Raw genomic sequence first — 23,493 nt, forward strand, 5'->3', positions numbered from 1 at the left:
TAGTAATCATTCAATAATTCCGACAATGTCAACGCTTCGCGTGCTACATGTCGGGCCGGCCAATCCACCCGACACGCTCACCAACGGGGCTGAGCCGGCGGCGGCCGACACCGAGTTCTCGGTCGCCAGTGCCGACACGGCTGACGCGGGATTGCGTGCCTACGAGGCCGAGCATGCGGACTGTCTCGTCGTCGAACCACCGCTTGAGAACGATATCGTCGACTTTCTCTCTCGGATCCGCGAGCGGGATCCGGAGCTTCCGATTCTCCTCTTTGCGTCACCGGATGATATCGATGTTGTGAGCCAGGTGCTGGCTGCTGGGGCTGACTACGTGCCGAAAACTGACGGCGACAGCGAAGCCGAGTTGTTGGCCGCCCGCATCGAGACGCTCGGCGGTGTCGGCGGCGAACATCACTCCTCGGATCCATGGCGACAGTCGACGGCAGCTATCTCGCGGCTGTACTCGATCACGAACCAATCGGAGCTGTCCTTTTCAGAGAAGCTTAACCGCGCCCTTGAGGTCGGCACCGCTGAACTCGGCTACCCGTTTGCGTATGCGACCCGGATCGAAAACAGCGATGTCGAGGTGTTGGCCGTCGCCGGGGATCACGACGACATCGCTGTTGGGCAGACGACCGCGTTGTCCGACAACTACTGCCAACTTACGATCGCCGAAAATGAGCCCGTTGCCATCGGTAACGCCGGCACCGACGACGCACTCTCAGAACTCCCCGTGTACACCGAAATGGGGTTGGCATGCTACGTCGGCGCGCCGATCACCGTCGACGGCGAGGTGTATGGCTCGCTGTGCTTTGCCGGCAACGAACCCCGCGATCCGGAGCTGATCGAGGCCCAGAAGCTGACGGTGAAGACGCTGGCCCAATGGGTTGGTTACGAGCTCGAACGCAGCCAGCGCGAACAGGAGCTCAAACGCCAAATCGAGCGCCTCGAAGAGTTTTCCCACATCGTCTCGCATGACCTCCGAAATCCGCTCAATGTCGCCCAGGGGCGGCTTGAGATCGCCCAATCTGAGTGCAACAGTCCACATCTCGACACTGTGGTTGACGCGCTTGATCGGATGGAGGACATCATTGAGGATACGCTCATGCTTGCCCGACAGGGGCAATCTGTCGACAACATGGAGCCAGTTGAGATCCCTGACCTCGTCGACGACTGCTGGGATGTTATCGAAAGCCCCAACGCTGAACTCCGTGTCGTCGATGACTTCACCGTCCACGGCGACCCCAACCGGCTCTCACACGTCTTCGAGAACCTCTTTCGGAACGCGATCGACCACAACGAGGGGCCGATCACGATCCGTGTCGGCCTGAAAAATGTCATGTACACGAACACGCGTGCACCCGACAGCGGCACCTTCGGCTTTTTTGTTGAGGACGACGGTCGCGGGGTGCCGGAAGGCCGACGGGAATCCGTCTTCGATGCCGGTGAGACGACCCGGAAGGACGGCACCGGGTTCGGCCTCCCGATTGTCAAACAGATCGCCGAAGCCCACGGCTGGGAGGTTGAACTCACCGATAGCTTCGATGGTGGAGCGCGCTTCGAGTTTACAAACGTCAGATAAGAAGCTACGCTGCCGGCTCGCCAGCGTCGTCAGCGGTGTCGTCGCTATCCTGTTTGTCTGTTGTCTCGCTGTCAGCGTCGCCGCCGTCACTGTCGTTGCCCTCGTCGTTGTCAACTTCCTCGCCGTCGTTGCCGTCGGCAGCCGCGTCGCTAGCGTCGGTAGTCTCGTCGGGTGTGTGGTCATCGTCGCCGTGATGTTCCGGTTCGGCTTCCTCAAGGCCGGCTTGCCCCTGGGCGTACACCGGCTTTGTCTTTTCATCGCCAGCGATCGCCTTCGCTGAAAGATACGTCAGGATCGCCAAGGCGACGAATGGGACGATCATCAGTCCAAGCATCACGCCGGAGGTTCTGACGTTGAAGCCCCACGGTGTGACCACGACGAAGAGCGCGATGAAAAACAGAATAATCCCCAGTGGGATGAAGTTGACCACCAGATCGAGCATCGTTTCTCGATCAAAGATCTTGGCTTCCATATCACGGGATACTTCAGGGCGCACAAATAGGTTTCCGGTTCGGATCGGCTCAGGCTGGCTGTTGTCGTTTCGGGACGAGCAGCGTGCCGGCAACGACACCGGCGATGATGACGGCCGCGCTGGCCAACACGGCATAGGCCCGCATCGTCATGTCAGCCCCGACCTGCGGGTTGACATAGAGGATCGCGCCACCGAGGCCGCCCAACAGCAAGGCCATTACCCCGAGGGCACGCCACGGCGCGTCGATGTAGCCGGCCTCTTGGAGCATCCCGGCGAGACAGCCACAGAACAACAGCAGCCCCCCGACAGCGATCGGCAACACGTTGAACACGAGGCCGATCTCGGAGATCGGGACGCCGAGGGCGATAAACAGCGGCCACGGGCTTGCCTTGCGGTACTGCTCGCTGAGTCCCGGCGTCTCATCCATAGGTGTATTAGGAGGTGCAGGCTAAAACGCGCTTCGGAAGCAACAATGAGTGAGTGGCGCTACGGCAGTGTGACGCCGTGTCGACTCAGGAAGTTGCTGGCGGCTTTGATCTCGATGGGGCTGCCGATGATCCGGCACTGTTGGCCCTCGGGTTGAACGACAGTGACCGTGTGTTCGGCTTCGAGATCATCTTGAATCCCCTCGAGGGAGCGACAGGGGAGTTCGATCTGCGTACTGTCACGCAGTCGGGTTGGGTTCGGCATATCAGTCCACCTGAATGTCCGGCGGGATAGCGTATAATGATATCGAAGTCCCCCTTCGAGGGATGAAAACTGATTTCATCGTCGTTCTTCGCTCAGCACATGGCTGTTTTCGAACCCTATCTGGGTCGATTAGAACCACGTGAATGGACAGCCTTTTCGACGGCGATGGCCCACTGACCGATAATGGGACTGGAGGAGGAGATCGAATCGATTCGCGAGGAGATCGCCGAAACCCCGTACAACAAGTCGACGGAGGCCCATATCGGTCGGCTGAAGGCGAAACTCGCCGAGAAGAAAGAAAAACTCGAAAACCAGTCCTCCGCCGGCGGCGGTGGCGGCTATGCCGTCGAAAAACACGGTGACGCCACTGTCGCCCTCGTCGGTTTTCCCAGCGTCGGCAAATCGACGCTGATCAACGCGCTGACCAACGCCGACAGCGAAACCGGCTCCTACGAATTTACCACGCTGGATGTCAACCCCGGGATGCTCAAATATCGCGGCGCGAACATCCAGATCCTCGATGTACCGGGCCTAATTGAGGGTGCCGCCGACGGTCGTGGTGGCGGCCAAGAAGTGCTCTCTGTCGTCCGCACGGCCGATCTCGCGGTGTTCATGCTTTCTGTCTTCGAGATCGACCAGTACGAACGCCTCCGTGAGGAACTCTACAACAACAACATCCGCCTCGATACGGAGCCACCGAGCATCCACATCCGCCAGCGACACAAAAACGGGATTCAGGTTAACAAAAGCGACAGTGTCAGCCTCGATGAAAATACCATCAAAGAGGTGCTCCGGCAGAACGGCTATGTCAACGCCGAGATCACCGTCCGCGGCGACCCCTCGATCGACGAGTTGGTCGACGGGATGATGGACAACCGCGTTTACATCCCGTCGATGGTCACGGTCAACAAGGCCGATCTGATCGACGAGGACTACCTGCCGACCGTCCACGAGAACCTTCGGGAGCACGACATTGATCCCGAGGAGTGTATTTTCATCAGTGCCGAAGAGGAGAAAGGCCTTGATGGCTTGACCGAGCGCATCTGGGATGAACTCGGACTTGTTCGTATTTACATGGACAAACCCAGCCGGGGCGTCGACTACGACGAACCACTGGTGTTGCGAGAGGGCGATACTATCGGCGACGCCCTCACCAAACTCGGCGGCGAGTTCGAGGATCGCTTTCGGTTTGCTCGCGTCAGCGGCCCAAGTGCAAAACATGACGAGCAGCAGGTGGGAACCGACCACGAACTGGCCGACGAGGACGTGTTGCGGATCATCAAGAGCCGGTAACCGTGGCTCGCTCGTCACCGGCCGCCGTGACCGCCATTCTCACGCTGGCTGTCGTTCCGTGGGTTCTCCAACTCAACGGTACCGGCGATCTCACAGCGGTGATGAGTTGGGGACTGGTCAATACGAACCCGTGGCATGCCCTGCCGCTACCGTCGTATCTCGATGCGACACAGGGGTTTTCGACGCTCCCACAGTCGCTACAGGTGTGGCCGCTTGGGCTCGGGTTCTACTGTGGCGCGCTCCTGAGTGCGGCCAGCGGTGTCGTCTTCGAGCGGGAGGATGTGCGGGTAACCGTGGGTCTGCTCGCGCTGTCGACGATCACGTCCGTCATCGTCTGGTGGGGACTGCTCGGTCGTGGAGCCGCTGGGACGATCCCCGTCGGCGCGATTGCGGCGGCGATGGTTGGCTGGTGGTTCTATTATCCGGTACTGGATTCATTCGGCGCGCCACCGATCTCGCCACAGGAGTAGCCGTCCCGGTATCCTTTTCGCGTTGGCGACCCCACTTCCGGTGTATGACTGGGACACTCGATCACGTCATGATGCGGGTCGCGGATCTGGAAACGTCACTTGACTGGTACCAGACCCATCTCGACTACGAGGAGAAGGAACGCTACGAGGGCGACGGCTTCACCATCGCCTATCTCGGCCCCGAGGACATGCACGACGACGGAGCGATGCTCGAACTCACGGAAAACGACGACGAGGTAGAGTACGAGGTCGGCGACGCGTGGGGTCACATCGCGGTTCGAGTGCCCGAAGGCGAGCTTGAGGACCACTATGAGCAACTGATGGACGAGGGTGTCGACGACTATCGCGACCCTGAATCCTGCGGCGGCTCCTATGCGTTCGTCAAGGATCCCGACGGCCACGAGGTCGAGATCGTTCAGCGCGATTACGGCGCGCTGTGGTCGCTGGATCACACGATGATCCGCGTCGAGGACGCCGACGAGGCGCTCGGCTTCTGGACGCGAAAATTCGAATACGTCGAGCCGCGCTCTCGCTGGGAGGCCAGCTCCTTTGCGAACTACTTCATGGCGCCCGAAGACGACGCTAAAGAGGCGATGTGGCTTGAATTGACCTACAATTACGATGGCAGAGAGTACACGATGGGCGACGCGTGGGGCCATCTCGCTGTCCGCGTCGACGACCTCAACGACGACTGGGAGCAGTTGATGCTCCGGGAGGCCGACGACTACCGTAGTCCCGAGGAGTGTGACGATCTCTATGCCTTCACCCGCGATCAGGACGGCCACGAGATCGAGCTGATCGACCGCGATCCCGATAGCGACTCGCTGTTCCCATTCTGATCGTTTCGCTCGGCCGTCGACGTGGTGGCGGCGACCGATTCCCCGAGCGTATTCTTTTTGCGGTGTCGCTGTGAGCACTCCGTATGCAACTGACCGTCTGTGGGGTCGGCGGCGCGGGCTGTCGGATCGCCGACCGTCTCGTCGCGGCCGACGCCAGCCGTTCGCGGTCGTTCGTTGTTGACAGCGTCGCCCTCGATACCGACCAGCGTGATCTCTCCAGTTTGGAGTCGATCCCGGACGATCGACGCCATCTTTACGGAGTCATCGAGGCCGAGGGGGCTGGCGTCGAGGGCGACCGTAGCGTCGGCGCGGCGGCGGCCGACTCCGAGGCGACCGAACTGGGTAACGCTGTTGACGACGCTGTTTCCTCGCAGGCTGACGCGATCCTCTGTTGTGTCGGCCTCGCCGGCGGCAGCGGTGCAACCGCCCTGCCGCGACTGGCCGATGAACTACGCCGGGTCTACGATATCCCGGTGTATGGGCTTGGGATCCTGCCAGCGGTTGCGGCTACCCCCGATGATGGGTCGACGCCGACAGCCGCACGCAACACCGGTCGTGCGCTTGCTAATTTGACCACGACGACAGACGCCTTGCTGCTGTTCGACAACGAGCTGTGGCTCGGTTCCAGCGACAGCGCGACCGACCCAGAGGTGCAAGCCGACCTCAACGAGACGCTGACAACGCGGGTTGCCGCGCTGTTTGCGGCCGGCGAGGGCGATCACGACCGCCAGATCGCCGAACGCGTTGTCGACGCCTCGGAGGTACAGAACACCTTCGGGGCCGGCGGGATCGCCACCATCGGCTACGCCAGCCAGACGATCGAGCGGCCAACCAGCTCACGGTTCGGGCTTGGGATCCTCGAAGAGGAAGGCGAGATCGACGACACAACCGCGATCAAAGCTATCGAGACAACGTCCCGGCGAGCGGTTCGCGGCAAGCTCACTGTCGAGATCGAACGTGAGTCAGTTGAACGCGGGTTGTTGATCGTTGGTGGGCCGCCCGACTGGCTCAATCGCCGCGCAGTCTCGGATGCCCGCTCGTGGCTGGCCCAAGAAACCGGCAGCGTCGAGATCCGCGGCGGCGATATGCCCGAGCCTGACGGCGATGCGATCACGATGATCGCGCTATTAACAGGTGTTGGATCGTGCCCGCGCGTGCGGGCGTTCCGTGCAGCGGCCGATCGCGGGTAGCTGATCAGTCTTCGTGGCTAGCGAACTGCGGCGTGCTGTTCGTCTGTTCCCACAGCCAATCTCTGAATGACCTGCCTTGATCGTATCGCGCCCAGACGTAGGCTGCCGAGGGGAAGACGACGATCGCGGTGACAAACGAATAGAACACGCTGACCGCCATCAGCAACCCAAACTGCCCGAGGATCGGGGAGATGGCAAGCACGAGCGCGCCGGTACCGATCGAGGTGGTCAGCATGCTGCCGACGAGCGCGCCACCAGTACCCTGTAAGGTAATCCTGAGGCTCTTGTCGGTGCTTGCGCCGCCGGTGTACTCGTCGATAAACCGGTGGGTCATATGCACCGAGTAGGCGACGCCGACGCCGACAGTGATCGAGAGAATCGTCGCGGTGACGGCATTGAGTGATAAGCCAAGCACCCGCATCGTTGCCAGCAGCACCGCGACTGTCACGAGGATCGGCAAGACGTTGACAACCCCCAACAGCGGTTTCCGATCAAGCAGCCAGTAGACGCCGATAAGAAAGACCCCGGTCAGCCCGATGGCGAGAAACAGACTCTGGAACGCCGACTGGAAGATGAGATCGGTGACCGCCTGGAAGACGACGATCGTTCCGGTTGCGGTGGCGGTATACCGGAAGTCTTCGGTGTACTCCCTGGAGTCGGCGGTGATCTCGCCCTGTGAGGCGTCGGATTCGACAGCGAACTCAACGCGGATCGCTCGCCGGTCATCGGTGAGATACTCGTCGGCGCGGTCACCTGCCGGCGAGGCTTCGAGGGCGTCGTAGATCTGTTCGAGGTTGCGGTCGGGGACGCCGTTGCCATCGCGGTCATTGCGGGCGACGAGGGCGGCGAACTCGGGATCACGGTCGGCGTAGCTCTGGATGACGGTGATGATGCTCGTCGTCTCAGCGCGGTTGCCGGTTGTCAGATAGGTGTCCGGCGGCTCCTTGGTTGTTCGATACACCGACTCAAGGGCCGAATCACGGGTGAACGGCCCCTCGATGTACATCGTGATCTGGTCGTCGTTGCCGGCGGCGAAGTTGTCCTCGATGAAATTGATGCTGCCGGCGGCGGTGTACTCACTCGGCGCAAATGGCTCGGGGAGGTTCTCGATGTAGTCCGGCAGGTCTTCGGGTGGGAGGAAGTCCTCCTGTTCGAAGCTTCGGTCGACGCCGGCCCCGTAGGCGGCGGCCCCACCAGAGACGACCAGGAAGATGAGGAGCAGCGTGACCGGCGCGCGCTTTGATACGCTTGCCACGGCCGGCAACGCGCGTCCAAGTATCGATTCCTCGGTTGCCAGCGGCGAGGAACCAAAGCTCGGGATGTTGAACCGCTTGCGGTTGCGGTCGGCGATGATCTTCGCCGACGGCAGGAAGAAGCTGAAGATGAGGAACGTGAAGATGATGCCGACGCTGGCGACGATCGCAAAGTTGCGGGTCGGCTCAAAGTTGCTTGTCAGATTTGCGCCAAAGCCGAAGACGGTGGTGACGGTGACGATCAAAAAGGCAACCGCCAGTTGGCTGTTGGTGATCGTCATCGCCTCGCGGACATCGAACCCACGGCCTTTCTCTTCCCGATAGCGGTTGACAATGTGGATGCCGAAGTCGATGCCAACCGCCAACAGCAGGATCGGCACCGAGATCATGTTCTGGTCGAATGGGATCCCGGCATAGCCGATGAAGCCGAACGTCCACAGCAGCGATAACAGCAGTGCGACCAACCCGAGGATCAGATCGAACGGATCGCGGTAGGCGACGATCAAAAACAGCAGGATCAGGCCGAGGACAGCCGGCATGACAATTCCAAGGGAGTCGCCGATGACGTTGGCAGTCTCGCTGTTGGTGATCCCCAGCCCGAAGACCCGGATGTCGCCGTCACTTCGATCGGCGATCTCTTTGACGCCGAGTTGGACTTCTTGGAGGTTGTCGCCTTGCGGTGGGAATGAATGGGTGAGGACAGTTATCGACGCGCTGGCACTCGCTGATCGACGGTTGAAATCCTCCGAGACAAGTGCCTGAAAGCCGGGTCTATCCGCGCTCTGGCGCACAGCGGTCTTGAGTTCTGTATCGCTCGCACGGCTGATCGCTCGGCGTTGGGCCGCATAGCTCTCGGCGGTTGGATCAATCTCCTGGGCGATGATCGTCGCCGGCCCGGTGGCGTCTGTCAGTCGGAGTTCAGCCCGCTCGTTCGTGCGTTTGATCACATCTAATGAGCGGAGTAATGCTGGCTTGCTGAGGGTGTTTTGGCTGTCTTGGAGTAGTTGGGTCGACTCTTCGTCGTCGCCAAAGGTCGCACCAAACTCCTCGTTGACAGCGTCGAGGGCCTCTTGGGCGTCGATGTCCTCTGAGAAGGCGTCTGATTGATCCTCGACCGTCTGGATCATTCCAATCCCACCCATCAGGAAGGCGGTGACCGCAAGAAACGCGACGACAACGGCCACTGGTCGCCCAAGAATGAGGCTGTTAAGCGCGTTCAGCGACGGTTCGAGGTCGAGGCCTCGATCGGCCATTTAGTTGTCCCGAAGCCCGCCGAAGTCACCTATTTCGCCGCCCTTGCGCCGCCAGAGGAACGCACCGCCGGCGACGACGAGCACAACGAGCAGGAGTGGAACAACTGGGAGGCCACCGCCGTCATCTGTGGGTTCGGTGACGCTGACCGCCAGCCGGTAGCTGTCGGTGAGCTTGCTGTCGCCGTCGGCGTCGGTGTACCGGAAGTCCATCGAGGCAGGGTAGTTTTTGATCGTCGCGCCGCTGGCCGCGCTCAGATCGACGGTGACCGTGGTGGTCTCACCGGGATCGAGTTCGGTGGTGAACGTCTCGTCGTTAGAGCTATCGAGTGGGTCGTCGGCGAACAGCTTGCCCTCGATGTCGGAGACCGGCTCATCGAGGTTGTTGGTAACCTCGATGTCGAGGGCGCGGCTGCCGCCGGCCTCGATCGATGAATCGACAGGCTCGATGAGGAAGGCATCGCGCTGGCTGCCGATGTCGACGCGGAACTCAGGGTCGTCGTCGGACTGCCGGATTCCGTTGGTGTCGCGGAACGTGACAGGGAGGTCGAAACGTTTGGGTACCGCTTCGGCCTCGCTGGTGACCTCAACAGGGATGCTGAACGGGGCTGTTTCGCCGGCTTCGATGTCGCCGACAGCGACGTTGGATTCGAGGGCGACGACGGTTTCCGAGTCGGGTGCGAAGCTGACCTCGGCGTTGCGGGCATCATCGCGGCCGATGTTTTCGAGTTGGCCCGTGATCTCTCCCTCTTCGCCGACCCGGAGGTTGCTGTCGAGTTCAGTGACCTCGAAGCGGGCGTCGTCAGTAACTCTGATCGGGACGGTTTCGGTTTCAGTGTCGATCTGTTCTTGATTGATCGTGATCGGGACTCCTGAGTCGACGTTCTGTGCTTTGGAGGTGTAGGAGTAGTCGAGTGTGACGCGGAAATCGGTGGTGCCCGGATCGACACCTTTGGGGACGGTCACATCGAAGGCGGCGGTTTTCGGGCTGCCGGCTTCGGTGATCTCGCCCAGCGCGACAGCGTTCGTGTTGACCGAGATCGGCGAGTTCGGTGCGCGAAGTTTGACGACGACATCGCGGGCGGTTGTGACCGCACTCCGGTCGGCCTCGTTGCCGTCGATAAACGTCCCGTCATTGCTGATATCGACCTCAATTGTGGTCTCCGAGCCGGGGGTCACCTCGTTGTCGGAGACGTACGGCGAGAGGTTCGGTCGTCCCTGTGCGTCGAGTCCGGCGACGACCCCGGTTCCGACAGCGGTCGTACAGAGGGCGACGACGACGGCGATGAGCAACCAGTTTCGGGGTGAGCGACCGGTCGTCATCGACGGCCTCCATCGACAGCCGCCGCCGTCGTCCGTTGACGCCCGGCTGTCGGCTGGTCGTGTCTCCGCTTCGACTGTTGAGGGCACCGAGTTGGCGGGGATCGATTCGGGGAGAAAATCTGTGTCGCGCCTGCGTGCATACTCAACTTCTGTATCCACCAGTGAAAATGGGTTGTGGAACAGAGTGCCAGTTTATTCGTGTTCATCCCCCGGCCGACAACCGAAGTACACAAAGTATTTACCAACCGTCTTGTACATTTCAATCGCCCCTACCCATAGTGCTTGCAATCGGCTGGCTGCCGCTGTCCGTCCTGGATAGTCGGCGCGGACGATGTGCGTACTGCTGCAGACAATACAACAACCTATGACAGAACGAAACTATAACGAGAAACTGCGCGCTGTCTTTTTGGCAGCGATCATGGTCACGTCCGTGTTCGCAGGGACAGTGGCTTTCGCAGGCAGTGCGACTGCGTTTGACGTATCGAGTCTTAACGATCCGAGTAGTAGTGGACAAGAATATGAACTTGAAAATGAGCAAGTACTATTTGCAGGACAAAAGAATCTTGTTCGGTTCACTTCCAGTAGGGCTCCGTCAGGCGATGTAGAAGTTCGTCGTATTACCGGTGTTGGGGCCTCTAATACTGGATCGATCGATAACTCAGAATTTGTCGAACAAGTTAGTATCGATGGTCCAACCGCTACAACCCCAAGTGGTGATTCGAGTGCTGAGATAGACACTGAGGGATACAGTAGTGGCCGATACTTCCTCAGTGACTCGGCCTTCACGGATGCATCCAATGTCAACGGCGACAGTGAATTGATCTTTGAAGTGACACAACAGGATGTTAGTGCCACCTTCGCGGAAGATGATCAGCCTGCACTTCCCGGTACGTTCGGAGACAGCCGTGTTGAGCTTGACGTTAGCTCCGCCCGGTCTAACTTCAACGCCAATGTGAGTGCTGATGGTGACCTTGATGATACTGAACTGTTCAACATCATGGCCACAGCACAACTGGCTGATGTTTCCGGTATTCAAGTGTCCGACACCGGAAAGATCGATATTCGGAGTAGTCTAGGCGGTACCAACGGCAACTACGAGTATGAGTCTGCAAAGGCTGCCTTTGAGGGTGCCCTCGCAGCAAGCTCTGTTACAGGAAGTGCCCCACCGCAAATCACTGACTCTACCTCAGTTACCATCGCCCAACCGGGTGGCGGGACCACTGATGCTGCAGGCGTCACTGTTGATCGAACGAATATCGGTCAGTTTGCCGCCAGTGACGGAGACGAGGTGACCAATCTCGGACATCGTCTTCAGATCAGTGCCAACTCACAGGTTCAGATTGGACTGTACGCAGACGGTCAAGATGGCGAAGATCTGAACTTCGATGAGAAGGCTCTCATCACCTCTGGAGAGTGGGGCGAGGAAGATGTCAGCTTCGTTGACATTGGTGAAAATGACTACAGCTTCAACTTCGAAGTTGTTGACACAGAGTCATCCGCCAGTGCTGATGTCTCTGTCTCCGAGCGTGACGCTGATGCGTCGCTCTCTCAAGGCGTCCAATCGGTCGGTGCTGGTGACATCGCCGAATTCAACCTAACGCTCTCTGATAACGACGAAACCTACGTCCAGATCGGCAGCGAGGACACGAACTTCGTCGAGGTACTCTACCTCAAAGCGGACGATGCAAGCGAACCTATGGAAGTTCGGTTCAATACTCGCCTGATCGGGACAACCCAAAACGTCTCAAAGGGCGATGTCTACGACACCAGTAACGTTGAAACAATCGAAAGTGCGATTTATTCCGCCGCGAAACCTAATGCTGGTCCCGCTACTGGATCAGGGTCTGATATCACGGCTGCAGGTAGTCTCACACCACGAGACCTCTATGAGGATGATGGCGCATTCGCATCAAGTGCGAGCAGTGCCACCGCATCAGGTGACACCTACTTCGAAGCATACCTTGATGCAATGGACATCATCGACGCGAGTTCCAGCGGTGGCGAGAACGTCGGTGACCAGATCGTGCGACCGATCCAGCCGGCCGAATACCAGATTTCGGTTGCCGGCTACACAGGTGAAGACAAGGTCTTCGACGCCGACCCCGGCGGCGAAGCCAACAACCAGCTTGCTAGTCAGTCCCTTGAGCTGACCCAACCGGAGATCGGTGACATCACCGTTCACACAGCTCCTGAGGATGACGCTGACGCGACTACTGACGTTCAGGAGCTTGTTGACGCCGCAACCGTTCGAGACGAAATTGCTGTCGACGACCGGGTCGTCGTGCAGGTCGAAGCAACCGGCATCTTCGGTTCGCTTGTTGCTGGTGTTCCAACCGCCAACAACTATGACAGTGATGTTACGACCGACTCTGGTCCGCAGAGCGTTGACTTCGATAGGCTCAGCGAGGGTGCCTCAACGGAACGGCTTGCTGAACTCGTTGAAACCAACGAGAACGTTGACTTTGAGGTAATTGCTGAGTCAGAAACGGGCAATCAGGCACCGCTTGAGATTGACCTAACCAGCTCCACGTCGGACTCCGACACATTCCTGGTTCTTGATCAGGACAACGGCCAGTTCTTCCTTGTTGCCGACACAAGCTCGGACAGTGCGTTCGCGAACGGCGACGCACCGGATGAGGAAGTCGAGTTTGAGGCCTTCATGGAATATGATGCAGATGACGGCGACAACCGCTACGAGTTCGCTGGTGCGTCTGACAGCGGCGGTGCAGGTACTTCATCGGCTCCGTTCAGCCAACGATCTGGTGGTTCCTACCAGAACTTCCCGTACCTGCTACAGGGTGAGGTCGTGGACAGCACAGCCCAACTTGAGTTTGCGCCACGGTCGATCACCTTCGACAACCTGAACGATGACGGTCAGGTTCAGGTTGCCAATAGTGAGAGTGCGGAACTCTCCGGAACAACAAACGTTGCACCGGGAACAGACGCTGAAATCCGTCTTGTCTCAAGTAACGCGTCGTCTTCCTTCCAACTCGGAAACGACGTGAATATCACTGAGGACGGCTCGGTTACAACCACCTACGACCTCTCCAATCAGGAAGTCGGTGATGTCTTCGGCGCGAACTACCGTGTCGAAGGGTCGAGCGTTGATTCCACCGAAGGAGTCATTGTTGAATCTATCAGTGAGGACGAAGAAACCAACGAGACCGAACCAGAACCAGAACCAGAACCAGAACCAGAACCGGAGGACGACGGTGAGATGAACGAGTCCACCGACGATGGTGACGCATCCACCGACGACGGTACGCCTGGCTTCGGTGCAGTCGTTGCCCTCATCGCCCTCATCGGTGCTGCCCTGCTGGCTGTCCGCCGTCAGAACTAATCTGACACGCTGACGCCCACTGGGCTTCACCCATAACCACCGACCTCGTGTCGGCCCTCATTTTCGTATTTTTCACAACTGAGCCGCGGCACACGGCTGTTTTGCGCTATCGTTAGACGATAACATACCCTAACAGCCGCCGCTTCGAATGATTTAATTCGTCGGCTTTAGGATCAGTATCTATGTCCAACGTCGAGTCGGCGACCGCTGAGTTGCTCGCCGATCGGCCCGAAATAGAGTCCGATCTTCGAACGCTTCTGGATGTTGATGCTGATGGATCGTGGACGTTCGACGATGTTCCGCTTGATTCCGGGACGTTCGGCGAAATTGTCTCGACAGGTATTATTAAGTCCGTTGATGACGCTTACCGGGTTCGCGACCCAGAGGCCGTGCGGGCCGTTCTCAACGGTAGGACGACAGACGCCGCGGATAAGAGTTCTGTCTCACTATCTATCGATATCGCCGGTATCAGGGGCCGATTAGGATCGCTTGATCCGGTGGCTCTTGGGACCCTTGTTGTACTCCTGCTGTTCGTTGTTGTGATGCGAACCGCCTTCTCGTGGTCAGCGGTGTTCCGCGGTGAAAATGTCGTCCTCCTCGGCAACGATCCCTACTTTTATCGCTTCTGGCTGGACGAGTTGACGCGAACACCAGCGACACTCGGATCGCTTCCAGCTGCTGTCCGAAGTCACGACGTGTTCATGATTGCCACATTGTGGGTTGGAACATTGCTCCTCGGTGGGACACAGCAGGCCGTATCGAGCGTTCTGACATGGTACCCCGTGCTTGCTGCAGTAGCGACCGGAGGGCTTCTATACTGGATTGCCACCGCTTCATTCGCCGATCGTCGGATCGGATTCGCCGCTCTCGGTATTTATGCGACTACGCCAATTCTCGCCTACCGGTCAGCTCTCGGCTTTGGCGATCACCATGCGTTCGACTATCTTCTTGTCACCATCGCGATTGCTGGACTAATTGCTCTCGTGACCGAGTCTTCACACTGGCGCGTCGTTGCTCGTCGGCGAATCACCGGTGTGATTGGAGTGATACTCGGCGTTGCCGGACAGGTTCATGCATGGCGCGGCGGATCCCTGTTAGTCGCTCCGTTGGCCGCCTATATTGTCATCAGCACTCTTATTAACCGCCGGAAAAACCGTGATCCGTTCACCGCAAACGCATGGTTTCTCGGTGCACTCGGAACGGCTGCACTGATCTCGCTTGCAGTTCATATTGCTCTCGGATGGTCGCCGCTTTTTAGAGCAGCAACACCGCTTCTGCTCTTTGGCTGGAGTGCCGTGGTTGTCGGAATCGGTGTAGCTGCTCATCGTCTTGATTTATCTGCATCAACTATGTTTATAACTGAGGTTGTGAGTGGTATCGTGGCCACCGGCATTGTATGGTTGACTGTGCCGACAGTGCGCGATGCAATGATGCGGGGGGTGGCCTACTTCAGCGGAACCGGGAGCACCGGAATCTCGGAGACAGCGTCTCTTTTTAGTCCAAATATTGGAGTTGTGACGACACCGTTCTATTACCTCGGTGCAACTTTCATATTCGGACTCGTTGGGCTTGTGTATGTGAGCTACCGGCTCGCTGCTGTGGATCGTTCGACGTGGACTGTACTTTGCGCATATGGATGGACTCTGCTTGTTGCTGGGACTGTTCAACTTCGTTTTGCTTCGCAGTTCGGCCTGTTGTGTGCCGTCTTTGCTGGCTTTGTTTTTGTCTATGTTCTTGGGATTGTTGATCTGATCGATCCTCTGGGAGTTGTTAACTCTCTGGATCCAACAACTCCTGACTCTACCGTTAATCGCACAATTTCATTGCCAGAGCCCCGGGTTCTGGGTATCATCGTGGTTGTGTTTCTTCTCGTCAGTGGGTTTGGGCTATTTCAGACTTTTACTGGCACAGATGATATTAAAGTTAGTGACGAAGCATACAAGACATCGATCGCTATCAACGACTATGCGACCGATACGGGCACGACATGGCCGGACAACTATGTACTTAGTCGGTGGAGTTGGAATCGCGCGTACAACTATTATGTAAATGGTAAATCAGAATCGTACACGTATGCTCGGAATAACTACCGCGATTTCCTCACTGCAACCGATCCAACACCGTGGTACGAACGACTTTCTGAGAAGCCAGTTGGCTACGTTGTCGTTGAACCAGCTTTTGGGCCACCACCGGACTCAATGCAGGCGCGGCTTTGGTCGAACTGGGGGAGTGCGACCAACACCACCGCAGGGCTCGGCCACTATCGAGCGATCCACGCGACAGCCGATCGGAAAGTGTATGAGGTTGTCCCCGGCGCAGAGCTCAGCTGGGATGGTATCCCCGGTGAGACACGAGTGATTCAAACGACCGTTACGGTCGGCAACGAAACGGTGACGTACGAACGTCGGGTGACAGCAGGTGACGACGGGCAGTATTCGGTTCGCGTTCCGTATGCTGGCTCCTACGAGATCGGATCGGAGGGAGTGACTGTTTCTGAGGCAGCCGTTCGTAGCGGAAATTCTGTTTCGCTGTCGGATTCTGGCTGAGTTCGACTGCGATTACTGTTCTTGGATCGCGCTCATTGATTGGCCTGCTTCGGCCGGCGTTTTGAATTTGTGATCGAGTTGGTCGTACAGCCGTGTCGGATCGAGACCACTGTTGGTCGGTATAGGAGCCTCTTGTCTGAATTCCTCAGTACTAATCAGTGTAGCAAGATCCGCATCGCATCCAAACTTTATTGCAAGCTCACAGGTAAAATAGTATCTCGTCAGCGATGTGGGGCCAGTTGCGTGATAGAGTCCGGTCAAACGTTTACAGTTCAATACACGTGTGTGCTAAATCTGGGGAATATATGAGTGTCGAAGTTTGGGCATAGACGATTTTGATCCGGTTATTCGATTTGAGTCGCCGAGGGCCCACGTTCCGAAATTTTCGGAGGCAAGATGATAAATCATACTTGGACGGAGAATCGTCATGTCGTCAGTGATCTTTGCTGCCTGTTCAGCTGCGTATTTTGCTTGTCTATAGTAGTTCACCGATGCAATTCGATCCGATTCAGTGTACGGTGCTTCCGGTTGGTCGCCAGCGAACACGTAGTCGGTCGAGGGATACATCGTATGCGCGTTATTCGATTTTACGGTACCAGCAACATTCCGTGTCCCTACCGCGTTGCATCGGCATACCTTGTCCCGATCGCTCTCACAGCTATCGACGATGATATCAGGATCGACATCGGTGAGCACCTCAGCTGTCCGCTTGGAATCAGTTTTGCCCAATTGGATCTCCGTATGCGATGTTTACTTGCTGTGATACGTTGCGTGAACATCGATACCGTTCTCTTGACTGATCTCGACAATGTTCGAGCCAACGAGCCCCGACCCACCGATAACGAGCATTTGCATATCGATACCAGCCTTTCCATCTTCTAAACGCTATCCAAATTCGCTATAATTTCATCAGTAAGGTGTGCGCCAAAGGGGAGTGACGAGGTTAATCCTGGTGAGACAGCGTTAAGTACGTGTGTCGACTGTGGGCCATGTTCAAACAGTGGCTCCTTGATCAGCTGACCGTCGTCACGAACGATCTGTGCCCGGATCCCGGCGTAACTCCGCTGGAAATCGTCGTCCGTGACTTCAGGAACTAGGTCTTTTGCTGCCTTGACAAACGCCGACTTACGATACGATTTGTGCAGCTCGTTGAGTCCAACGCGAATCATCTTCTCCGACATGAACAGCCGCCAGAACCCACTGTATCCGAGTGTTGTGAGTAACTCTGTGATGTCGAATTGGGTATTTTTGTACGCTTCTCGTCCGAAAGCCAACACTGCATTCGGCCCGATAATGACTTTGTCGTCGCTTCGCCGTGTGTAGTGGACGCCGAGAAACGGCAGTTCTGGATCGGGTGTCGGATAGATCATCGAGTTTACGAGATGTCGTTTCTCCGGGACGAGTTCGTAGTACTCTCCACGGAATGGGACGACATGGTACTCATGACCAACACCCATTTGATGAGCCAGTTTGTCGGCGTATAGCCCGGCCGTATTTACGAGATAGGTGCTACTGATCGTCCCGATTGAGGTACTGATCCGGTGGGTATTACCATTCGTTTTGACTGCCTGTACTTCCGCGCCGGTGTAGAAATCGACTCCTGCGTTCTCTGCATCCCCTGCCAGTGAATGGACATATTTTTGCGAATCCACCGATGCCGCCTCGGGACAGTACAACGCGGCTTCGCCTGCGGCATGCGGTTCGTGTTCGTGGATCTCTCTTTCATTTTCGAGGAGTTCTGTCTCGACGCCGTTTTCGGTCGCTTGCTCCTGAAGCTCCGTAAGCCGAGCTCGTTCCTCGCTATCCGTTGCGACGACGAGCACGCCGAGTTCCTCTATCGGCACCCCGTTGGCCGCACAGTACTCTTTCATTTGCTTTGTTCCCGCTGTTGCGAACCGGGCTTTGAGTGACCCTGGTGGATAATTGAAACCCGGGTGGAGTACCCCTGAGTTACGACCGCTCTGATGGCTTGCCAGTTGATGTTCTTTTTCGATGACACACACATCGAACGCCATTTCGCGTGCGAGATGATAGGCAACCGAACAACCGACACATCCTCCTCCAACGATTGCAACATCGTATTTCATACTGTTCATCTCTGAATCGGAACCAACTAAATTATTTTGATACTTCTGGTTGTATATTCTGTATCGGAAAACATAATAACGACTGTGATAATGGTGATCTGCACCTTATGATACACGACGTAGCCGTCAAAGAACTTCAAATCAATGCCGACGAACGGGGACATCTCACTGAGATTTGGCGATCCGATTGGGATTTTTATGCTGGAGATGACAAACCGACTATGTCGTATTTTTCGGAAACGTACCCAGGGATTATTCGAGCGTGGCACCGACACCACCGCGGCCAGATTGATCATTTTGTTGTCCCGCGTGGGAAAGCCAAGGTTGCTATCTACGACGACAGAGATGACTCACCGAGCCAAGGTGAACTCGATACGTACATTATCGGTGAGGGAACGATGAACGCGATTCGGGTTCCAGGTGACTGTTGGCACGGATTTAAAGCCGTCGGTGACGAGCGTGTGTTGTTACTGAACTTCCCAACGAACCTCTATGATTATGAAGATCCTGACGAGGAACGGCTGCCGTATGATACGGATAAAATCCCTCTTGATTGGGAAGAGCCCCCACACGAGTAATCAATGAAAGGAGTCATACTCGCTGGCGGCACTGGATCGCGGCTTCGACCACTGACTCATACCGGCCCAAAACAACTGGTTCCAGTTGCCAACAAGCCGGTCATGGAATATGCTGTCGAGGATCTGAAGGATGCAGGGATCACAGAAATAGGCATTATTCTTGGACAGAAAGGCCGCGATGAGATCCAGGCATATTTCGGCGACGGGAGTGCTTTTGGCGTCGATATTACCTATATCGTTCAAGGCGAACCACTCGGGTTAGCCCACGCGGTCGGTTGTGCACGTGATTTCGTTGGCGATGATTCATTCGTTGTCTATCTTGGTGACGATCTGATGCGTGATGGGATCACTGATCTAGTCGCTGAATTCGATAGCAGTCAGTATGCTGCCGGCATCGGGTTACAGGAAGTTGATGAGCCCTCACGTTATGGTGTGGTCGATACCGATGATCAGTCCAGTGATGTGGTCGGCCTCGTGGAAAAACCTGAGGATCCGCCGTCTAATCTTGCTCTCATCGGTATTTACGTTTTCACACCCGCAATATTTGACGAAATAGAGGCGCTGGAACCTTCGTGGCGCGGGGAACTGGAGATCACCGAGGCGATCCAAGGCTTGTTAGATGATGGTCGAAACGTCCAGTCACATGTCGTTCACGGTTGGTGGAAAGACACCGGCAAGCCGACAGATGTGATCCACGCAAACCGACTTGTGCTGGACGATATCGAGACCGATATTCGTGGCACGATCGAAGCAGGGGCCTCGTCGACCGGACGCGTAGAGGTCGGTGAAGACAGCGTTATCGAAGATGGAGCTGTCGTCCGTGGCCCGGTCTCTATCGGTGAACGAACCCGTATCGGCGGCAATGCCTACATTGGCCCTTACACAAGCATTGGCGACGATTCGACAGTCGACAATGTCCATATCGAATCAAGTGTGGCAAGCGGAGCGAACGAACTGACGGCCGATCGAACTATCGTTGATAGCCTCATTGGGAGAGAGGCAACGATTACCTCCAGTGACGGCACACAACCATCCGGTGACCGATTTGTCGTCGGCCGAAACTCATCCTTGGAACTATAACAATGAGAATAATCACACATACTTGCCCTGACTGTGGTACTATTGTCGCTGGTAACGTGCTTGAAGCACGTCGAGTGATGAAATGCCCCGGTCGTAACTGTGAGGCCGTACTGGAGTTCGGAGATCTTGACCAGACTGAGCAGGATTATATCGTCTCGAATATCGAAAACTATAGTATCGACTGATTTCTTACTCGTAGTATGACAGTACTTGTTACTGGTGGCGTAGGCTATCTTGGCTCTCGACTCATCAGAGAAATACCAGATCATCCAGCGTTCTCCGGGGAAGAAATCCGTATCCTTGATAATCTTCGCCAACCACGTTTCAACGCGTTGTGGGATCTTCCGTCGTATGCGAGCTATGATTTCGTTGAAGGAGATATTAGAGACGAAGAAGTAGTCCGCGCAACGATGGAAGATGTCGATACAGTGTTCCACCTTGCAGCGATTACGAACGCACCGGAAACATTTGATATCCCGGACAAAACGTGGGAAGTAAACCACGAAGGTGCACTGACCGTGTTTGAGGCTGCACGCGATGCTGGCGTTGAAGAGTTTGTTAACGCAGTCACTTGTTCGGTTTATGGCACTACTGAAGAGAAGATCAAGGAGGATTTCGAATGCGATCCTGAATCACCATACGGTGAGGCAAAACTTGCGGCTGAACAGGAAATGTTTGAGCGGTGGGACGGCACAATGGGCCTAACTGGACTCCGTCTCGGTACAGTGTATGGATGGACAACCGGTATGCGGTTCGATACCGTCGTTGACAAGTTTGCGTATCTTGCAGCGACCGGACAACCCCTTACTGTATACGAAGGTGCAGAAGACCAACAGCGACCGTATCTCCATGTGCAAGACGCTGTTAGATCCATGCTGTTCGCTGGGGCTGAACTCGGAGATGGGGAGGCATACAATGTTGTCGGACAGAACGGACGGCTACAGGATGTCGTTGATGCCATTGAACGCCACTTCCCGGGCGTCGAAATCGGATACACCGAAGCCGAACAACTCAACCAACTTTCTTATATCGTCAGTGACGAAAAAATCCGCAATGAGGGCTTCGAGACGTGTTATACTATCGATCAGGGTGTTGAAGAATTGGCGGACAAATTTCGTGCGTTAGTCTGAGCTAATCTGCGGTGCCATCTCGCTGAATGCTTGTTTTGGCGGTGTGAATTCTTCGGTAAGCTGTTCGTATAGAGCCGTGGAATCAAGCGTGCTATCACTCGGTCGTGGTGCTTCCTGTCCGAATTCTTCCGTCGTTATCGGTTTCACGAGATCGGTATCATAGTCATATACCTCAGCCAGCCGTACCGTAAACTCGTATCGTGAGCAGCTCTCGGGGCCAGTAGCATGGTAGAGACCTGTTATCTCCTGCTCAGCGATATCAAGACATGCTTGTGCGAGGTCAGGTGCGTATGTCGGTGCTGATATTTGGTCGTTGACGATCGTAATCTCATTACCCGCATCAAGCTCTCCCAGTGCCCACGTAACAAAGTTGTCACTTGAGAGTCCATATATAACGCTCGGGCGGAGGATGGTATGCTTTGCTGCGATCTTGGCAGCTTGTTCGCCAACGTACTTTGTCTCCGCGTAGTAGTTAATCGGTGCAACATAGTCCGATTCCTTATACGGTGTCTCTTCAGGTAGTCCTGCGAAGACATAATCTGTTGAAAAATAGATCAGATGTGCATCTACATCGTCTGCAGCGATAGCAACGTTTCTAGTTCCAGTACCGTTTACATCGTACGCCTTAGCTCGACTGTGTTCACAGTCATCTACAGCGTGGAAGGCTGCGGTATCGACAACGACGTCAGGATTCAGCTTTGATATGAGTTCGGTTGTTCTGTCTCTCTCAGTTTTATCAAGTTCGTGCCCTTCGCTTTTCGAATTACGGGATGTCCACTGAACCGTATGTTCGTCAGTGGTAGCCGTGACGACATTTGAACCGACAAGTCCTGTTCCGCCGATTACTAAGAAATCCATACTGGATTTGAAGATGGTGAGTACATAACATTTTATGGTTTTCGTTTGGTATCTGAATCTCTGATATCTTGATTTATTGATTCATACCGATATCTAACATCCCAAGCGTTCTCATCAGATGAGTTGATTCTAAACACAAAATTATATACGAGATTAGTCGCTTTCCTCGGGGCCAATTGACGACTGGATTCGATCGGACTCCTGTTCGCTTTTTTGTTTTTGATCGCGGAAATATAAGCGAGATTGGAATATAATATGAACTGTGGTAATTAATCCGATCACATAAATAACTGATAGTCGTGTGAAATGATCGACTAATGCCAAAGCAGTTCCAGTCGATGATTCGATATCGAACAAGACAAGAATTGAGGTGATAGCTGCTTCGTAAGTTCCGAGCCCACCAGGAGTGACAGGAACTGCCTGTGAAACAAACGCCGAGACACCTGCTGTGACTGTGGGGACGAAACTAAGTGTTATTCCAACTGCCTTCGCTGCAAAATAAATCGTCGTTACTTCGATCATCCAGACGGGTAGAGAAATGGCTGCTGCAAGTGCAAGCGCAAAGGGATTTCCACTAACCCGTTTGAGTGCTTGTCGGACTGTCTTGATTGAGTTACTGACGCCTGCAACATGATCGGCGAGGAGATCAGAAAGTCGGTCTCCAACAAGATAGATTATAATAAGTCCAATAAGAAGGACAACGCCAATCAAAAAAGCACCAAGTGCGAGGTAAATTGTTTGTTGTGATCGAAGGTAAAAACTAGCGACAACAGTCATTAAGAGACCTAAGACTAGCATATCGAGGACGCGTTCAATGACGATGGTTCCAACAGCAACACTAAACGGTGTTCCTTCGGTCGTTTTCAGCGCATATCCTCGTAGCACATCACCGGCCCGTGCAGGAATCAGTGAGTTAACCAACCATCCAGACATAATACACCGGAAGGCATTAGCTCGGCTCGCCAGATGTCCGCTTGCTCGCAAGAGAACCCGCCACCGCCACGTCCGGAAAACAAAGGAGAGTGGATATATAATAGCAATCCCAGCAATAAATAATGGGTTCGCGGTGCGTACCGTACTAAATACTTCGGTGAACCCACTAAATGAGAAAAGCCCAATAAGTAACAGTATTCCGAACAGTGCTGCACCAAGCGTTCGAGCGATCCCCTGATCAGTCACAGTGGCAAACAGATCTCGGAATCCAGCCATATTTCCACGAACAAATTGAGAGATAACACGACGGAAGTAGACTGGTCCTTTTTTTGTTGCATTCAATTTGCTTACCCCTGCTTCCCGACTCTGCCATGAGACTGGTACCTCTGTCGTTCGAAACCCAGCAATGATTGCCCGCAGCGGAAGTTCGGCTGTGATATCAAAACTTTCCGAATCGAGTGTTTCGGCCTTGTTTAGACGGGGAACCCGGTCGGTCAGAGAGATGTGCAACTAGTATCGTTTCGCTAGTAGCTCTAACGAAGTGCCAAATCTACTAGGAAGTGAAGCGGGACGGATTGG

18 protein-coding genes and 1 pseudogene are annotated in these 23,493 nt (G+C 55.7%); 10 read left to right on the top strand and 9 right to left on the bottom strand.

All coding sequences use genetic code 11. The features are described 5' to 3' along the window. Positions 1-25: 25 nt before the first annotated feature. On the top strand, positions 26-1,582 hold the full coding sequence (locus tag DM826_RS03000) for a GAF domain-containing sensor histidine kinase (RefSeq protein WP_120101300.1): 1,557 nt from the start codon (positions 26-28) through the stop codon (positions 1,580-1,582). 4 nt (positions 1,583-1,586) lie between these two features. Here DM826_RS03000 and DM826_RS03005 read toward each other — a convergent pair whose 3' ends face one another. Genes DM826_RS03005 through DM826_RS03015 form a run of 3 tightly spaced genes read right to left on the bottom strand, consistent with a single transcriptional unit; the run spans position 1,587 to position 2,744 of the window. Further along, positions 1,587-2,054 carry a DUF6684 family protein gene (locus DM826_RS03005; RefSeq protein ID WP_120101303.1) on the bottom strand — a complete coding sequence of 156 codons (468 nt, stop codon included), beginning with the start codon at positions 2,052-2,054 and terminating at the stop codon, positions 1,587-1,589. A 49-nt stretch (positions 2,055-2,103) separates the two neighbouring features. Next, entirely contained in the window at positions 2,104-2,481 is a 378-nt protein-coding gene (locus DM826_RS03010; RefSeq protein ID WP_120101305.1) for a DUF7541 family protein, read from the bottom strand. Between the two features lie 59 nt (positions 2,482-2,540). Beyond that, complete coding sequence (locus DM826_RS03015) at positions 2,541-2,744, bottom strand: VNG_1110C family protein (protein ID WP_120101308.1); 204 nt, start codon at positions 2,742-2,744, stop codon at positions 2,541-2,543. A 183-nt stretch (positions 2,745-2,927) separates the two neighbouring features. Here DM826_RS03015 and DM826_RS03020 point away from each other — a divergent pair, with 183 nt between their 5' ends. From DM826_RS03020 to DM826_RS03035, 4 genes are all read left to right on the top strand, one after another. Beyond that, positions 2,928-4,037, top strand: coding sequence for an OBG GTPase family GTP-binding protein (locus DM826_RS03020; RefSeq protein ID WP_120101310.1), 1,110 nt, complete (start codon positions 2,928-2,930; stop codon positions 4,035-4,037). Between the two features lie 2 nt (positions 4,038-4,039). Next, positions 4,040-4,507 carry a TIGR04206 family protein gene (locus tag DM826_RS03025; protein ID WP_120101313.1) on the top strand — a complete coding sequence of 156 codons (468 nt, stop codon included), beginning with the start codon at positions 4,040-4,042 and terminating at the stop codon, positions 4,505-4,507. Positions 4,508-4,551: 44 nt separating this feature from the next. Beyond that, positions 4,552-5,346: a VOC family protein gene (locus DM826_RS03030; protein ID WP_120101315.1), complete on the top strand. Its 795-nt coding sequence runs from the start codon at positions 4,552-4,554 to the stop codon at positions 5,344-5,346. A gap of 83 nt (positions 5,347-5,429) precedes the next feature. Beyond that, positions 5,430-6,536: a tubulin/FtsZ family protein gene (locus DM826_RS03035; protein ID WP_120101317.1), complete on the top strand. Its 1,107-nt coding sequence runs from the start codon at positions 5,430-5,432 to the stop codon at positions 6,534-6,536. Between the two features lie 4 nt (positions 6,537-6,540). Here the strand turns inward: DM826_RS03035 and DM826_RS03040 are convergent, their stop codons facing one another. Next, positions 6,541-9,042 carry an efflux RND transporter permease subunit gene (locus DM826_RS03040; protein ID WP_120101319.1) on the bottom strand — a complete coding sequence of 834 codons (2,502 nt, stop codon included), beginning with the start codon at positions 9,040-9,042 and terminating at the stop codon, positions 6,541-6,543. Continuing rightward, positions 9,043-10,449 (bottom strand): COG1361 S-layer family protein, encoded by a 1,407-nt coding sequence (locus tag DM826_RS03045; protein WP_133304621.1) that lies wholly within the window; start codon positions 10,447-10,449, stop codon positions 9,043-9,045. It abuts the gene before it with no gap. Between the two features lie 277 nt (positions 10,450-10,726). Here DM826_RS03045 and DM826_RS03050 point away from each other — a divergent pair, with 277 nt between their 5' ends. Further along, a complete protein-coding gene (locus DM826_RS03050; protein ID WP_165853236.1) occupies positions 10,727-13,702 on the top strand; it encodes a BGTF surface domain-containing protein in 2,976 nt (991 codons plus the stop codon). A gap of 182 nt (positions 13,703-13,884) precedes the next feature. After that, the gene (locus tag DM826_RS03055) at positions 13,885-16,248 is read left to right on the top strand and encodes a hypothetical protein (RefSeq protein WP_120101325.1); all 2,364 of its coding nucleotides are present in this window, start codon (positions 13,885-13,887) and stop codon (positions 16,246-16,248) included. Between the two features lie 288 nt (positions 16,249-16,536). Here DM826_RS03055 and DM826_RS13195 read toward each other — a convergent pair. Together DM826_RS13195 and lhgO are read right to left on the bottom strand one after the other, a co-directional pair. Then, positions 16,537-17,103: pseudogene (locus DM826_RS13195) on the bottom strand (sugar nucleotide-binding protein). Between the two features lie 23 nt (positions 17,104-17,126). Continuing rightward, the gene (gene lhgO, locus DM826_RS03075; RefSeq protein ID WP_120101333.1) at positions 17,127-18,335 is read right to left on the bottom strand and encodes an L-2-hydroxyglutarate oxidase; all 1,209 of its coding nucleotides are present in this window, start codon (positions 18,333-18,335) and stop codon (positions 17,127-17,129) included. Positions 18,336-18,442: 107 nt separating this feature from the next. Here lhgO and DM826_RS03080 point away from each other — a divergent pair, with 107 nt between their 5' ends. The 3 genes from DM826_RS03080 (at position 18,443) to DM826_RS03095 (ending at position 21,123) form a co-directional block, all read left to right on the top strand. Next, positions 18,443-18,913, top strand: a complete 471-nt coding sequence (locus DM826_RS03080; RefSeq protein WP_120101335.1) for a cupin domain-containing protein — start codon at positions 18,443-18,445, stop codon at positions 18,911-18,913. A 3-nt stretch (positions 18,914-18,916) separates the two neighbouring features. Beyond that, complete coding sequence (locus DM826_RS03085) at positions 18,917-19,993, top strand: glucose-1-phosphate thymidylyltransferase (RefSeq protein WP_120101337.1); 1,077 nt, start codon at positions 18,917-18,919, stop codon at positions 19,991-19,993. A gap of 200 nt (positions 19,994-20,193) precedes the next feature. Then, the gene (locus DM826_RS03095; RefSeq protein ID WP_120101342.1) at positions 20,194-21,123 is read left to right on the top strand and encodes an NAD-dependent epimerase/dehydratase family protein; all 930 of its coding nucleotides are present in this window, start codon (positions 20,194-20,196) and stop codon (positions 21,121-21,123) included. On the opposite strand, the gene rfbD is transcribed toward DM826_RS03095, so the two are convergent. Continuing rightward, the gene (gene rfbD / locus DM826_RS03100; protein WP_120101345.1) at positions 21,115-21,981 is read right to left on the bottom strand and encodes a dTDP-4-dehydrorhamnose reductase; all 867 of its coding nucleotides are present in this window, start codon (positions 21,979-21,981) and stop codon (positions 21,115-21,117) included. The two genes, DM826_RS03095 and rfbD, sit on opposite strands and share 9 nt — an antisense overlap. A 153-nt stretch (positions 21,982-22,134) precedes the next feature. After that, the gene (locus tag DM826_RS03105) at positions 22,135-23,424 is read right to left on the bottom strand and encodes a lysylphosphatidylglycerol synthase transmembrane domain-containing protein (protein WP_133304622.1); all 1,290 of its coding nucleotides are present in this window, start codon (positions 23,422-23,424) and stop codon (positions 22,135-22,137) included. Positions 23,425-23,493: the final 69 nt, after the last annotated feature.

The sequence above is a fragment of the Halonotius aquaticus genome (genome assembly GCF_003605575.1).
Lineage (GTDB): Archaea > Halobacteriota > Halobacteria > Halobacteriales > Haloferacaceae > Halonotius > Halonotius aquaticus.

What these genes read in the sequence shown, in the direction of transcription:
- DM826_RS03000 (WP_120101300.1), top strand. Translation starts at nt 26, where the DNA reads ATGTCAACGCTTCGCGTGCTACATGTCGGGCCGGCCAATCCACCCGAC.
- DM826_RS03005 (WP_120101303.1), bottom strand. Translation starts at nt 2,054, where the DNA reads ATGGAAGCCAAGATCTTTGATCGAGAAACGATGCTCGATCTGGTGGTC.
- DM826_RS03010 (WP_120101305.1), bottom strand. Translation starts at nt 2,481, where the DNA reads ATGGATGAGACGCCGGGACTCAGCGAGCAGTACCGCAAGGCAAGCCCG.
- DM826_RS03015 (WP_120101308.1), bottom strand. Translation starts at nt 2,744, where the DNA reads ATGCCGAACCCAACCCGACTGCGTGACAGTACGCAGATCGAACTCCCC.
- DM826_RS03020 (WP_120101310.1), top strand. Translation starts at nt 2,928, where the DNA reads ATGGGACTGGAGGAGGAGATCGAATCGATTCGCGAGGAGATCGCCGAA.
- DM826_RS03030 (WP_120101315.1), top strand. Translation starts at nt 4,552, where the DNA reads ATGACTGGGACACTCGATCACGTCATGATGCGGGTCGCGGATCTGGAA.
- DM826_RS03035 (WP_120101317.1), top strand. Translation starts at nt 5,430, where the DNA reads ATGCAACTGACCGTCTGTGGGGTCGGCGGCGCGGGCTGTCGGATCGCC.
- DM826_RS03040 (WP_120101319.1), bottom strand. Translation starts at nt 9,042, where the DNA reads ATGGCCGATCGAGGCCTCGACCTCGAACCGTCGCTGAACGCGCTTAAC.
- DM826_RS03050 (WP_165853236.1), top strand. Translation starts at nt 10,727, where the DNA reads ATGACAGAACGAAACTATAACGAGAAACTGCGCGCTGTCTTTTTGGCA.
- DM826_RS03055 (WP_120101325.1), top strand. Translation starts at nt 13,885, where the DNA reads ATGTCCAACGTCGAGTCGGCGACCGCTGAGTTGCTCGCCGATCGGCCC.
- lhgO (WP_120101333.1), bottom strand. Translation starts at nt 18,335, where the DNA reads ATGAAATACGATGTTGCAATCGTTGGAGGAGGATGTGTCGGTTGTTCG.
- DM826_RS03080 (WP_120101335.1), top strand. Translation starts at nt 18,443, where the DNA reads ATGATACACGACGTAGCCGTCAAAGAACTTCAAATCAATGCCGACGAA.
- DM826_RS03085 (WP_120101337.1), top strand. Translation starts at nt 18,917, where the DNA reads ATGAAAGGAGTCATACTCGCTGGCGGCACTGGATCGCGGCTTCGACCA.
- DM826_RS03095 (WP_120101342.1), top strand. Translation starts at nt 20,194, where the DNA reads ATGACAGTACTTGTTACTGGTGGCGTAGGCTATCTTGGCTCTCGACTC.
- rfbD (WP_120101345.1), bottom strand. Translation starts at nt 21,981, where the DNA reads ATGGATTTCTTAGTAATCGGCGGAACAGGACTTGTCGGTTCAAATGTC.